At 57.4% G+C, this 13,534-nt stretch carries 9 protein-coding genes; 5 read left to right on the top strand and 4 right to left on the bottom strand.

The features are described 5' to 3' along the window. Window positions 1–404 precede the first annotated feature (404 nt). From JOD69_RS18935 to JOD69_RS18920, 4 genes are all read left to right on the top strand, one after another. Window positions 405–935, top strand: a complete 531-nt coding sequence (locus tag JOD69_RS18935; RefSeq protein WP_077732116.1) for a sigma-70 family RNA polymerase sigma factor — start codon at window positions 405–407, stop codon at window positions 933–935. Beyond that, window positions 935–1,900, top strand: a complete 966-nt coding sequence (locus JOD69_RS18930) for a FecR family protein (protein WP_086133896.1) — start codon at window positions 935–937, stop codon at window positions 1,898–1,900. Before JOD69_RS18935 ends, JOD69_RS18930 begins: the two co-directional genes overlap by 1 nt. 111 nt (window positions 1,901–2,011) lie before the next feature. Continuing rightward, the gene (locus JOD69_RS18925; protein WP_086133895.1) at window positions 2,012–4,477 is read left to right on the top strand and encodes a TonB-dependent receptor; all 2,466 of its coding nucleotides are present in this window, start codon (window positions 2,012–2,014) and stop codon (window positions 4,475–4,477) included. A 77-nt stretch (window positions 4,478–4,554) separates the two neighbouring features. Then, a complete protein-coding gene (locus JOD69_RS18920) occupies window positions 4,555–5,802 on the top strand; it encodes a PepSY-associated TM helix domain-containing protein (protein ID WP_077732113.1) in 1,248 nt (415 codons plus the stop codon). A 206-nt stretch (window positions 5,803–6,008) separates the two neighbouring features. Here the strand turns inward: JOD69_RS18920 and JOD69_RS18915 are convergent, their stop codons facing one another. Next, window positions 6,009–7,244, bottom strand: a complete 1,236-nt coding sequence (locus JOD69_RS18915; RefSeq protein WP_086133894.1) for an anion transporter — start codon at window positions 7,242–7,244, stop codon at window positions 6,009–6,011. Between the two features lie 577 nt (window positions 7,245–7,821). Here JOD69_RS18915 and JOD69_RS18910 point away from each other — a divergent pair. Continuing rightward, the gene (locus tag JOD69_RS18910) at window positions 7,822–8,859 is read left to right on the top strand and encodes a polysaccharide deacetylase family protein (protein WP_077732111.1); all 1,038 of its coding nucleotides are present in this window, start codon (window positions 7,822–7,824) and stop codon (window positions 8,857–8,859) included. A 50-nt stretch (window positions 8,860–8,909) separates the two neighbouring features. Here JOD69_RS18910 and JOD69_RS18905 read toward each other — a convergent pair whose 3' ends face one another. From JOD69_RS18905 to JOD69_RS18895, 3 genes are read right to left on the bottom strand one after another with little or no spacing between them, the layout of a single operon-like run. After that, window positions 8,910–10,034, bottom strand: a complete 1,125-nt coding sequence (locus JOD69_RS18905; protein WP_168175513.1) for a glycosyltransferase — start codon at window positions 10,032–10,034, stop codon at window positions 8,910–8,912. Window positions 10,035–10,047: 13 nt separating this feature from the next. Then, a complete protein-coding gene (locus JOD69_RS18900; protein ID WP_077732109.1) occupies window positions 10,048–11,199 on the bottom strand; it encodes a GNAT family N-acetyltransferase in 1,152 nt (383 codons plus the stop codon). Further along, window positions 11,196–12,491 carry a glycosyltransferase family 4 protein gene (locus JOD69_RS18895; protein WP_077732108.1) on the bottom strand — a complete coding sequence of 432 codons (1,296 nt, stop codon included), beginning with the start codon at window positions 12,489–12,491 and terminating at the stop codon, window positions 11,196–11,198. Before JOD69_RS18895 ends, JOD69_RS18900 begins: the two co-directional genes overlap by 4 nt. Window positions 12,492–13,534 lie beyond the last annotated feature (1,043 nt).

Genomic DNA, 13,534 nt, shown 5'->3' with positions numbered 1-13,534 from the left:
TGATCGACCGGAATCCGGGCGAATGCCACCCCTATGGCCGGAAATGTTACGGGCAAGATATGTACCACTGCGGAAAGTTCCGGGAATCGCGCATCGGCCAGGCGCTCCGCCAAGGCAATAGACGCATGGTCCGGCCGTTTTATCCGAGGCGGTCGGGGGGATTGCCCCCGCGACACACGATCTTTCCGCCGATTCCCACTGCGGCAAATGACACATACGGACTGCGCCGGATAGCGGCACGCTCCCGATCCGGAACCACGGGATTTTCGTATGGCACTGTTGCATAAAGACTTTCCCACAGGGCTTGCGCTGCCGTGTACGGATGGCATCGAGCTTGCTTTTTCAGTCCAGGTATTAACCTGGACCGAGACCAACCGTTTCCTCCGATCCATCCGACGCCATTCATGTCCTCCCTCACCCACGACCAGATTTTCCGGCTTTTTCGCGATTACCGCGATCCGATCGTGGCCTTTCTGGTGCGCCGCGTGCAGTGTCCGGAAACCGCGCAGGATCTGAGCCAGGAGACTTATCTCCGCCTGGTGCGCAAGGACGCGCTGGCGCATGGGGACAACCTGCCGGCCTACCTGTTCCGCACGGCGGAGCGCCTTGCCATCGATTATTTGCGGCAAAACCGGCAAACCTTCGTCAGCGCCGATTCCCTGGCCGACGATCTCACCTGCCCCAAGCTTTCTCCCGACGAACTGGCATCGCTCCGTCAGCAGTGCGAAATCCTGCTGGACGCCATCGCATCGTTGCCCGGAAAGTGCCGGCACGTGTTTCTGCTGCGGAAGATCGACGACTTGAGCTACGGCGAAATCGCGGCGCGTCTCGGGATTTCCGAAAAGACTGTACAGCGCCAGTTGGTCAAGGCGATGCTGCATTGTCACCGGCGCATGCAGGATCCGCAGTTCGGGTTAAACGGGAATTTCCGCTGATGCCCCCGTTCGACGGACCTCACGATCGCATTCTGAAACAGGCCATGGAGTGGTTCGTAAGCCTGCAATCGGAAAATTGCAGCAACGAGGATCGTACCCGGTTCTCCGCCTGGCTGGCGCAAAGCGAAAAGCACCGGGCGGCCTACGCGGAGGCCGAGCAGGTGTGGGCCAGCATGGACAGTTTGCGGAAGATTCCCGTGCCCGGCCTCGACGAAGCCCGCCGGGCACGCCCCCATCCCTCGGCCCTGCCGACCCTCCTCCTGTCCGTCTTGCTGACGGCTGTGCTGACCGCGGGATGGTGGTATGAATTCCGGGTCGAAACCACCCGCTACGCCACGGCCATGGGCGAAAGGCGCAGCGTGACGCTGGCCGACGGTTCCCGCATCGATCTCAACACTTCCACCCGGATCGCCGTGCACTGGTCGAGATGGAGCCGGAAAGTCGAGCTGGAATCCGGCGAAGCCTTGTTCAGCGTGACCCACGATGCGCACCATCCTTTCGTGGTGGAGTCCGGAGATCTGTCGATCCGCGATGTCGGCACCCGGTTCGACGTTCGCAAATGGCCGGAACAGGTCACGATAGCCGTGCTGGAAGGCGAGGTCGAACTGGAAGATGCGCGCCATGCCAAGACACAGCGGTTGAAGGCGGGTGAACGGAACTGCTACCGCGAGAGCACCGGGCTCGGATACCGGCAACGGGCGGACGCGGAGCAGATCGAAGCCTGGACGCACGGCCGCCTGGTATTCAGGCACGCCCCGCTGGCCGAAGTTGCCGCCGAACTGGAACGCTATCACCCGGTGCGCTTCGTTATCGCCGACCCCGCCCTCGGCCGGGAGACCCTGAGCGGCGCTTTCGATGCCGACGATCTGGCCCCCTTCCTCAATGCCGTCGAGAAAATTTTGCCGGTCCGGGCGGAGCGCTCGAGCGGCGACACGATTGTGCTGGAGCGGTCCACGCGGAGATGAGTTCTTCCCCCTTCTACAAAAAAATGTCCGGTTTGCCCGCTCTCCTTCGTTAAGGAGTTTTGAAGACGATCAGCCGTCGCAAGACCCATAACCACAACAAAGGAGACGACCATGGTCCATAGCGACCGCCCCGTTCGCAAGCCGGGGCATCGGGGGAAAGCACTTCCGAAACCGTCCGCTCTGGCGCTGATTTTCGCCTTGGCCGGACGCGACGCCCTTGCGGGCGCCGACCGCTTCGATTTCGATTTGCCCGCACAGCTGCTGTCCGCCGCCCTGGACAGCGTGGCCGACACATCCGGCATCAAGCTCATGTACGCCGACGCCGCGGTGCAAGGACTCAAGACCCAGGCGGTGCGCGGGCGCATGACGGCCGACGAGGCCTTGAAGCGGGTGCTGGCCCGGAACGGCCTGCGTCACGAATGGGTGGACAAGACGCTGGTGGCGGTGAAGGAGGACCCGCAGGCGCCGAAGGACGCCAGCGTCGCCCTGGACCTGGTATCCGTTACCGATTCGGCGGAGGACGAAAACCCCGGCTATGCCGCGATCCGCACCTCCACCGCGACTAAAACCGACACACCGATCATGGAGACTCCCGTGTCGATCCAGACGGTGACTAGACAGGTGATGGAGGATCAGCAGGTGGTGCGCGTGGAAGATGCCATCAAAAACGTCAGCGGCGTGCAGAAGAATTTCGGTTTTGGCGATCTGCGCGAAAACTTCACGATCCGTGGCTTCACCGCCGATGCCCAGATTTACCGCAATGGCGTCCGCTTGGGGCGAACCACGTTCGAAACGGCGCATTTGCAGCAGATCGAGGTTCTGAAGGGGCCATCCTCCGTTCTCTACGGCCGTATTCAGCCGGGCGGGATGGTGAACCTGGTGACCAAGCAGCCGCTCGATCAACCGTACTATGCGCTGCAGCAGCAGTTCGGTTCCTATGATTTCTATCGGACGACCGTCGACGCGACCGGGCCTTTGACCGATGGCTTGAACTATCGCGTCAATCTGGCCTATCTCAATTCGGATTCATTTCGCGACTTCGTGGATCAGGAACGGGTATTTTTCGCTCCTTCGATCAGCTGGAAACTCGGTGAACGAACCACTTTCAATCTGGCCCTGGAATACACCCACGAAAATTCGGTCATCGACAGCGGCATCGTCGCCCTCGGTGATCGCCCGGCCAAGGTCAAGCGCAGTCAGTTCATGGGCGACCGAGGCGATTTCACGCAACACGACGGAATATTGCTGGATTTCAACTGGTCCCATGCCTTCAACGATGACTGGGCACTCAAACACACTTTTATCTACGATGACCGGGATTACCGGGAAAGTTATCGACCGGTCGTCGATTTCGGCAACGACGAATATCATCGCGGCTTGTGGCAGGTCGAAAATCCCCGGCGCACCTATGCCACGAGCCTGGATTTGAACGGAAAGTTCGAAACCTTCGGCGTCAAGCACAATCTCCTGCTCGGCGGCGATTATTATCGGCGCCAGGAACTCGGCGAAGGTTGCGCCGGCCCCGGACAGTCCGGCAACTGCTTGCCCTGGCCTCCCGGCATGGACGGCTTCGACCCGTTCAACCCGCGGGGAAATCCCGCGTTCAATTTCAACACCCATCGTTTTCCGTCGCGCCGGAGCTTCAACTACGACACGGCCTCCCTGGAAGAGTGGTACGGGCTGTACTTCCAGGATCAGATCACCCTGTTCGACCAACTGCATATCCTGGGCGGCGGACGCTACGACTGGATTCATCAGAAGAACACCAACCGCTGGAACCACTTGCTCTTCACCCAGAACCAGTTCGATGCCTTGGAAACCCAGTTTTTCAGCCCGCGTGTCGGCATCCTCTACCGTCCTTTCGAATGGTTATCGCTATACGGAAACTTCGTGGAGTCCATCGGCAGCAACCTGGGCCGTTCCTTCAGCGGCGAGATCCTGACGCCGGAAACCGGCACGCAGTACGAGATCGGAACCAAGACCGAATTCTGGGACGGCCGTCTCATCGCCAGCCTGGCGTATTACCACCTCACCAAGGAGAACATCCAGGCGGTCGATGTGGCGAATTCGGCTAACAGTACCTTCTATAAGACACAGGGACAGGCGCGCAGCCAGGGTATCGAGCTGGATGTGGCCGGCAGGATTACCGAGGATCTAAGCGTTATCGGAACCTATGCGTTCACCGATGCCCGAATCAAGCGGGACAACCAATTCCCCGACAACGAAGGCAATCGGCTTCCCAACGTTCCGGAGAACTCGGGCAGCCTCTGGGTCAAATACGACCTGCCGTTCGAATTCGTCAAAGGGCTGAGCCTGGGCACTGGTGCCTATGTCGCCGGTCAGCGGGAGGGAGATAACGAAAACAGCTTTCAGCTACCCGGTTACGTGCGCTGGGACGCCATGGCGGCTTATCGCTTCAATGTCGGGCCGACGCGGCTAACGGCGCAAGTGAATGTCACCAATATTCTGGACAAGACTTACTTCAAAGCGACCAACATGCTGGATGGCGCACCACGCGCAGGAATCACCGTCGGCGAGCCGTTGACCGTCCTGGGGTCGTTACGTCTGGAGTATTGAACGAACACCGCCACCGGAATATCCCGTCTCGTTCATCGTTCCGGGAAACCGGACGAGACGGGAGACAGGAACCGAACATGAATCGAACCGTCACCCCCTCCACCCATCGAAGGGTTCGCGAAAGCGGGAGAAGCCGCCGGCTGAGACGTCTCCAGGCCCGGCGCAGGCTTTGGCTGAAAGTCCACCTTTGGCTGGGGCTGGGGCTCGGTTTGTTCCTGGCGGTGATCGGAGTCACCGGCTCGGTGCTGGTGTTCTGGCATGAAATCGACGAGTCCCTGAACCCTGACCTGTACCGCGCATCGATCCCGCCCGGACCAGAGCGCAGGCCCTTGGACGAGATTCTCGCCGCAGCCGAGCGAGCCGCGGCGCCGGGCTGGGAGTCGGGCTGGCTCGACGCGCCGGACGGTGCGGGCATGAATTACGTGTTCAGCTTCTACTATCCCGAACAGACACCGACACCGCCGCCGGAGGAAGCGGCCGCGCTCAACATCGCCGTGAATCCCTACACGGCTGAAGCGGTAGGCCGGCGCGTCTTCTACCACACCCGGAATCCGCTCCGGCATTGCCTCATCGGCTTTGTCTTCAAGCTCCACTACGCTCTGCTGCTAAAGGACTTCGGCGTCATTCTGGTGGGAGCGATGGCCGCGCTGTCGGTCGTTTCCGTCCTCAGCGGCCTGATTCTCTGGTGGCCGCTGGATGGCAAATGGCGGCGGGTATTCACCATCAAGCGCCGCGCCAGCACGGTACGTTTCAACCATGACCTGCATCAGGTCTCGGGGTTTTACCCCGTGATCGTGCTTCTGGCCCTCCTCGTGTCGGGCCTTTACTTCAACCTTCCCGCGCAGTTCCGCTGGCTGGTGGAACGCTTTTCGCCCCTGACGCCGGAGCCCACCGCATCGGGCAATCCGGGCACGAATATGCCTTCAATCAATTTGGAAGCCGCCCTGGCGCGGTCGGAATATCCGGGCGGCGTGCCGCAGTTCTATTCGTTTTCCCCAAGCGACGAGGGGCTCTTCACCGCTTGCTACCGAGACATCCCCGAATTGCGCCCCCACGTGCTCGATTCCCGCTGTCTGGTGCTCGACCGGCGCAGCGGCGAGCTCCTGCAGGTGCGAGATCCCGCCCATGGCAGCGGCGGCGACGTGTTCGTGCAATGGCAATGGCCGCTGCATTCCGGAAAAGTCTTCGGCTTACCCGGCCGCATCCTGGTGTTCCTCTCCGGCCTCGCCTGTCCGGTGCTGTACGTCACCGGGATCATCCGCTGGCTACAGAAGCGGCGGGCCAGGCAGTTCAAGAAACCGGCACAGAACCGTGGATTCGGGTGAGGAACGATCTCAACCTGCCGTCGAATTCAGAGAGCCGACCGGATTAGCGGGTGAAGTAATCGACAATGCTTTCCATTCGGACATCACAACTCCCGGAACTCTGGAAGTTTGCAGTTTTCGAATGCGCGCAATGAGGTCGGCGGCGTGTCGTTGCGCGTGATGCAAGACGGGACGATCTCCCTTATCCCAAGCAAGGACCATCGGCATCATCTCATTCTCGACCAGTACCACGCGGCACCGATAGCAATGGTAAGCAGGGTTACCGGCACCCCCACCATGGCATGACGTCGCCAGGTGATCACGATGTTCCGGCGTGCCGCTGCGTCCACGACGATGATGTTCGCGATGCTTCCGATGATCAGCAGATTGCCCGCGAAGGTGCTCGACAAGGCAAGGAGCAGCCCCGCGTCCGGATGGATGGCCATGGGCAGGAGCAACATCACGGCAGGTACATTGGACACGACGTTGCTGAGCAGGAAGGATGCGCCATAAAGCGGCCCGAGATCGTGCAAGTCGAGTCCGGCGTTCGCCAAGGCCGACACGGCCTGCCTGGGCAGCTCCGTCATCTCCAGGGCATGGTTGACTATGAATAGCCCGATGAACATCAGGATGATCTGCCAATCCACGAGACCGAGCATATGTCTCGAATGAAGTTTCCGCGACAGCAACAGTACGCCGGCGCCGCCTAAAGCCAATATTTCGCGCGGCCAACCGGAAAACAGAAACGCCGCGAACAGCGCAGCTGCAACGCTTAGCCCTTTTGTCGTCTGCCAAGGATCGAAACGCGCATGCCGTTCGAGACGCGGGTCTTGGTCGACTCCGATCCGGCTCGGCTCGAACTCCCAACGTCCGCGCCAGCACAGCGCGATCAGCAGCCAGGTTATCGCAAGCCCCAGGCCCACCGGAACCGCGGCGTCTCGAAGATAATCGACGAACGACATTTTCAGGGTCTCGCCGATCAGCATGTTTTGCGGATTTCCGATGAGCGTGACGGCCGAGCCGATATTGGACGAGCAGGATAAGGCGAGCAGAAAAGGCACCGGATCGAGGCGACGATTCACACAGACATCGATCAATACCGGGGCCGTCGCGAGACAGACGACGTCATTGCTGAACACGCTGGAAAGCCCCGCCGCCGCAGCGATCAGGGCCGCCAAGAACACAGCTGGACTCACCCGGAGCGTGCCGAGTTTTTCCGTCACCAGCGTATAAAATCCGCCCAGCCGCAACTGAGCCGAAATGACCATGAACGAGAAAAGAAGAATCAGGGTGGGAACATGAAGCGCCCTGCCCGCTTCCTCGAGCGTGAGCGACTCGGTGGCAATCAGAGCGATCGCGCCGAGCACCGCAATGCCTGTCCGATCGAGCTGGAGAAAAGGCAAGCCGCCCAAAATCATGCCGATATAAACGAGGGAGAAAACGATAACGATCGTAGCGATCACGATTGAAGGTCCGATTCCGCAAAATGGCGCGAAGTATAACCTGGCGGCACCTTCCGGAGCTCGATACCTGCCCGTGTCGCGGCAAATCCGGCTGCCTGCGGCCGGACCGCGGTATTCATCGAAAAACGACAGGCGTAACGGTGTTTATCTCGATATTCGGTAGAAACACAACCGGCTCGGCTTAATCTCAAGGAATCGTCTTTTTGTCACACCGGCCGATCACTCGTAATGTATTGCTTACATAATTTCCGGAATTCAAAAATAGCCCGTATGATACTTAGTTAGTCGAGTAACATGACTGTCCGCTCATGAGATATCGGTCCCGGCAGGAGTCATAGATGCGTGTTCCATACTCCGTTGAAGCATCGGCCATATCTTGCTCGCTCCTGAATCATCAAAACCGTTTTTCGAGTGGTTTTTACTGTACATAATATTCCTCTGTCCGTTATGATTGCCTCATCTTCATTGATCATGCTGAGATTCACCTGATACACTCGGGATCCATCGTTAACCGGAATATCATCGGCTAACGAGAGTGACTTTAAAATGGACTTTAAAGCCATGGCAGGATTGCTATATGTCAAACCCAGAATCAGTTATCAAACCGATCGAGCGGGATTCTCTTACATTAACCGAGTCTGCTTTTCGATTATCTTGGCTTTTGCCAAGATCGTTATACAAAAACAAACTCTCGATACTAATGTATCATGGCGTAGTGCGGCGGCCGTTATCGGTGCCGGATTACTGCTTTATTACCGAAGCTCAGTTTCGAGAGCAGATGGAATACCTCGCCAAGTATTGCCGAGTCGCCGCTTTGCCGGACGCGATTCAGCGGCTGCGATCCGGATCCATCGACCGTCCGACCGTGGTCATTACGTTCGACGACGGTTATCAAAATGTCTTTGACGTCGCTTTTCCGATCCTGCGGGAATTCCATTTTCCGGCAACGGTATTCGTAAACACCGGCTTTGTCGGAACTTCGAAGACGATTTGGTTTTGCCGCTTGATTCAGGCGATCGCAAATACGTTTATGCCGACTCTTGAATGGCAAGGCCTTAAATTTAACCTATCCACAGTAAACGCCAAGGCCATTGCATCGAGAAAACTACAGTGTTACCTCAAGAAACTGGAACACTGCGATCTTCTGGAACAGCTCGAGCGAATTATCGAGAAGCTCGAGGTTGATAGCAGTCTTCTCGATTCCTCATCGGATTTTCGGATCATGGATCGGGACGCGATAACTGCCATGACTAACTCCGGGCTAATCCATTTTGGGGCTCACACGGCTTCTCATTCGATCCTTACGAGAGTTCCGCTTAAGGCAGCACGTGATGAAATCGATGAAAGTATTGGTTCGATATCCGACTGGACGGGCCAAGCTTGCCGGTTATTCGCATACCCGAACGGTGGGTCCACCGATTACGATTACAAAATAATTCATATTCTTAAAGACTTCGGAATCCTCGCAGCAGCAACAACCATTCAGGGACCGAATACGGCACATACGCCAATGCTGGAACTTAGACGCTATGGCGTCCACCCCGGTCTAACTCGAATGTCGTTCCAATGCAAGGTGCACCATGTACTTTATCGTTCCAATGCGGAGGTCAGCTGAACGACGAATGGCACCAGGTTCGCCGACGGCGGCGCTCGAATACCAAGTTATCAGGAGGAATTTGTCCGCTCCAGAAGTTCCTGATAGATGTTTTCGAGCTTTCGCACCTGATTTCGAACATTAAAACGCGCCTCGGCGACGTCTTGTCCGCCCTGCGCCAGCCGCAGCGCCTCGTCTGGCGTACGCAGCAGACGAACACAGGCTTCCGCCAGTTGCGTTTGGTCGGCAGGAGCGACAAGCAAACCGTTCTTGCCGGGTTCCACCATCTCGGGGACTCCGCCGACACGGCTCGCCACGATCGGCAAACCGCTCGCCATCGCTTCGGCCAACACGGTCGGAAGCACATCGTCGAGTGTGGGAAGCACGAAAAGGTCGCTGCCTCCCAATATCTCCGGAATATCGTTGCGAGCACCGGCAAATAACACTCGATTCGTTAATTTGTAAGTCGTGGCGAGCGACTTCAACTGACTTTCGAAAGGGCCGGCACCGACGATCAGATAATAGGCGTTCGGCACGGCTTCGAGGATGTCCGGCCACGCTTCGATCAGGAATTGGATTCCCTTTTCCCGACGCAATACCGCAACCGTGACGACCAATGCCGCATCCGCCGGTATCCCGAAGGTCTTGCGCACTGCCGCTCGGTCTGCTTCATTGCGACGGCGAAAGGAACTCGTATCGATTCCGTTGTAGAGCACCGAAATCCTTTCCGGCGGCACACGCCCTTTGGCCACGGCATAATCGCCGACCGCCGCAGAAACCGCGATGATTTTGTCGTGAAAGTTTCTCAGGGCAAACCACGCGACTTCGCTTCTACGGATTTCTTTTGACGTCGCTTCGGGATAGGCAAATGTATGCAGAGTGTGCACAGTCGGAAGACCGACGATTTTGGCGGCAATACCGCCGTGTACCGTGACCGTTTCGAGCTGGGTATGTACCAGATCGATTCCGTGACGCCGGAGATAGCGCACGAGAGACACCACATTCATGAAATCGCGGATACCCGAAGCCGGCAGCAGATCCACCGGCACCCCCAACCTCTCGATTTCGGCGGCAATGGGATTTCCGTCACGGACCCGAAACACGCAAACACGGGGCTCGTATCGATTCCTGTCGAGATGCTGGAGATAATTGAACAGCATCCGCTCGGCACCTCCCATACCAAGAGAATCGATCATGAACAGTATGCGGTCAGGATGCGGCTTTGGCATGGCGGTTACCCCAACCGAGATTCGCCTTGATGGCGCGGCGGCCCTGGTAGGCCAGCTGATATGCTCTGAGAATCAGCCAGCCAGGCATGCTCGTGGCGATCCGTAAACGCAGGTCCGTCCTCGCCGTGCTGGTCCATAACGACTTGTAAGGCTCCTCGCCGCGAAGAAAGTCGAATTCCTCGGTACCCTCGCTGATTGCCTCTCGAACCGCATGCAGCATGATTAAGGCGCCCGGGCTGCACTCGGCCCAAGCTGGGTCGTAGCCCGATTGGTAAAAGCTGAATTTGCCGCCGAATTTGTAGCAATAGATGGCCGCGATCACTTGGCTCCCGACGGTAAGCAAGTACAGCCGAAGCCATCCTTTGTCCAGAAAACGCTCGGCAACCGCGGTATGAAACTCGATCGCCCGCTTCTGCGCGAACGCTCCGGGGTTACCCTTTTGCTGCTGCCTGGCCTGATGCAAACGCACGAGCTCACGGATAGCATCTGAAAGCTCTGCTTTCGTTTCGACCCTTCGATAGCTGACCGGCCCGCTCGCTCGGGCCTGAAGCCGTTTGGCCTTGCGGGTGAAGTTATATCGGCTTTGTTTTCCGATCGAGGCCCAATAACCGTCCCACGTATCGGGAAGCGAAAGATAAGGGCAGACCGAGTCGATCGCCATGTGGCTAGCATCATCAGGCCGTTGCTCGATGGTATCGAGGAGTGCCTTGACAAAGGCCGAATCGGCTTTCATGGCATCGAGCCGGACGATATCGTGCTCGACCGACTTTCCGACCAGGCAATCGACGAAGAATGGCATTGCCGCATGGCTATGGCTTGGTTTAGCGATCACGTCGAGATGGTCGATGACCCGGTCGCCGGCCATGAACGATAGTTGCCGCAGGCGGAGACCGGCGAGATTTACCGTTTGCAAAGCGAGCGGCAACAGCCCGACCAGCCGGCCATCGTTTCCGTCGCGAGCTGTAATGACCCACGGCTTATAGCGTCCTCGGCCGAAGCAGGTCCACCATGTGGATATCCACTCCCAGGTGAGGAATATATTTCCCAGCCCGGATGCGTCGAGCAAGGCATTCCATTCCGATGCGAGCGCGAGAAATCCCTCTTCCGATTGAACGATCTCGATCTTGATCATCGTATTACCGTCCGTGCGTCGTTTGCCGATGAAGCTGTCTTTCCGCGGACGGCGGGTCCCAAGGCGATGTCTTGGAGTACCGTCAACATGTCTCTGGCTACGGAATTCCAACTGTACCGTCTCTCGGCGAGCGCTTTGGCATCCTTGCCCATTTTTTCGGCGAGATCCGGGGCCGCTAAAATCTTTCCAAGTGCATCGGCCAAGGCCGGCGGAGACGCGGGCGGCACAAGGAGACCGGTGATTCCGTCTTTTACCACCTCCGGAAAATTGCCGACCGAGGTCGCCACGACCGGCCGACCGAAAGCGTGGGCTATCATCAGCGGCCCGCTTTGAGTGGCGCTGAGATACGGAAAGGCCACAACCGTAGCGAGCTGAATCAATTCGCTCACCTCATGGTTGGGTATGTAACGAATATCGAAAATCGTGCGCCGCTCTATTCCTAACTCCCGGGCCAGTCTGCGCAATTCGTTTACGTCGACCGATTGCGTCGGGTAGCCCGCGACAACCAATTTGGCTCGATATTTATCGCTCTCGATCAAAGCAAAGGCGCGAAGGAGATCGGGAACGCCCTTGCTCACCCGAAGATTGCCGAAAAACAGTACCACCCGGTCGGAAGCCTCGATGCCATAACGCTCGGCTAAGCCGACCTTTTGGGCCTGACTGAAAAATAGACTGGACACCCCGTGCTGGATGATGTGGACGCGCTCGGAAGGCACTTCGAGCTCGGCCAAGAACCGATCCCGATTTATTTCCCCGTGGATGAACACGGCGGAGAACGCTTTATATACGGTTTTCTCGAAAAACCCCGTCGTCCGATCGATCAGGGCATTGATTCGAGACAAGCTCGGATCGCGAAACTCGTACTCATGGCACACGTCCGCCAAAACCAGGCCATGACGCTTAAGCCTTCGAAGAAAAAGCGAGACTCCGGGAAAATAGAACCGTCCAAACAGAATGACGTCGGGTTTCTCGGCGATCAGATAATTCGTCAGGCGAATCCACTGGCCGAGTAGTCGAGAAAACCTCAACACTCTTCGGCCGGTCCACCAGAACCGGCGCCAGGTTTTCGCCAGGACTCCTCGCGGCTGCTTTCGCACTGCGCGCGAATCGACGATCTTCCACAGATGCAATCGCTTGTCGACACGAAAATTATGCGGACAGCCGCTGAGTTCATACTCATCTGCGGTCACTAAAGTGACGTCCGCTCCGGCATTCGCGAGTCCGGTGCATAACTCGTAGGCATAGTGCACCAACCCTCCCTGGCCCGTAGGCTCGACGACAAATATCCTCATCTTAAATCCCTGTCTTATATATAAGGTACCGACAACTTCCCTGTATCAGCACTGACGCCATGAGTCGCTCGATGATCCAACAACCGTGAGGCCCGGCGATTTCCGCCCTCGATAAACCCCACACGGAAGATCAAAAACCTTGGCTAGTCAGCGAGATTACGGTTTCCCTCAACTTGAATTCCGCACGCGATCGAGGGAATGGCGATTTGCTCCGAGGAATAGCACCCGTCGGACGGAGCAGCGAATGCTGGCCCCCAATGGGACCTCGGGTTTAGATGAAGCGGAAACGGTGCGCTGTCCATCGCCAGACTCTCCGCAAGTCGACTATCCTCCTTGAATGGGCCGGGAACGAGAACGGTCCGGCCGAAACGTTTTTCACTATATCAAACAGTCGTCGGATGAGAAAAGACGAACAATCACGACTTGTGTCGCCTTTCTATGGTGCAAGGGGTATGTGCTTAACCGTCGCTCTCCGGCGACCCCTCGACTTTCCGATCCCTTACATGCGTTTCGGGTGTCATTTCCGCCCCCTCCAGTGACCCCATTTTCGCTGCATACGCCCGGCGCGTCCTCTTCCATCGAACCACACATCTTTTTGGATAGGAGCGATCCTCTGTCGCATATCAGCGTCGATTGATAAGTAATTCTACGTAGTCGGCGACACCCCCAAAAAGCCAATCCCGCGTCAGCTCTAGGTTTGATCGATATTGGCACGGCACATGCTTTCATCGGCTACGCAAGTGACGAGCGACTACCCGACAACAAAAATTGGTTTTACTTCAATCCACTTGCGCTTTTTTGCTTGGAAACTGAAGCGTTAAACATGCTTGCCTTTGTGCCCCTTAGGTAATTGGCGGTCTCGGATATCCGACCCCGTGAGTAGGGCAACACGCTGCTCCCAGAGCAGTTCCCCCGAAAAACATTCGGGCCTACTCAATCAGCCTTGAATAACCCAGTAATGAATGTCACCGACGTTTGCCTTCATCAAACGTGGCTGATGCCTTTTTCATCACTGAGTTATTCGAAGCGGTACTTAAGACACA

This window comes from Methylocaldum sp. RMAD-M, from assembly GCF_017832375.1.
GTDB lineage: Bacteria > Pseudomonadota > Gammaproteobacteria > Methylococcales > Methylococcaceae > Methylocaldum.
Note: the sequence above shows the minus strand (reverse complement) of the source record. Positions and strands in the feature narration are given on the sequence as shown.

What these genes read in the sequence shown, in the direction of transcription:
- JOD69_RS18935 (WP_077732116.1), top strand. Translation starts at nt 405, where the DNA reads ATGTCCTCCCTCACCCACGACCAGATTTTCCGGCTTTTTCGCGATTAC.
- JOD69_RS18930 (WP_086133896.1), top strand. Translation starts at nt 935, where the DNA reads ATGCCCCCGTTCGACGGACCTCACGATCGCATTCTGAAACAGGCCATG.
- JOD69_RS18925 (WP_086133895.1), top strand. Translation starts at nt 2,012, where the DNA reads ATGGTCCATAGCGACCGCCCCGTTCGCAAGCCGGGGCATCGGGGGAAA.
- JOD69_RS18920 (WP_077732113.1), top strand. Translation starts at nt 4,555, where the DNA reads ATGAATCGAACCGTCACCCCCTCCACCCATCGAAGGGTTCGCGAAAGC.
- JOD69_RS18910 (WP_077732111.1), top strand. Translation starts at nt 7,822, where the DNA reads ATGTCAAACCCAGAATCAGTTATCAAACCGATCGAGCGGGATTCTCTT.
- JOD69_RS18905 (WP_168175513.1), bottom strand. Translation starts at nt 10,034, where the DNA reads ATGATCGATTCTCTTGGTATGGGAGGTGCCGAGCGGATGCTGTTCAAT.
- JOD69_RS18900 (WP_077732109.1), bottom strand. Translation starts at nt 11,199, where the DNA reads ATGATCAAGATCGAGATCGTTCAATCGGAAGAGGGATTTCTCGCGCTC.
- JOD69_RS18895 (WP_077732108.1), bottom strand. Translation starts at nt 12,491, where the DNA reads ATGAGGATATTTGTCGTCGAGCCTACGGGCCAGGGAGGGTTGGTGCAC.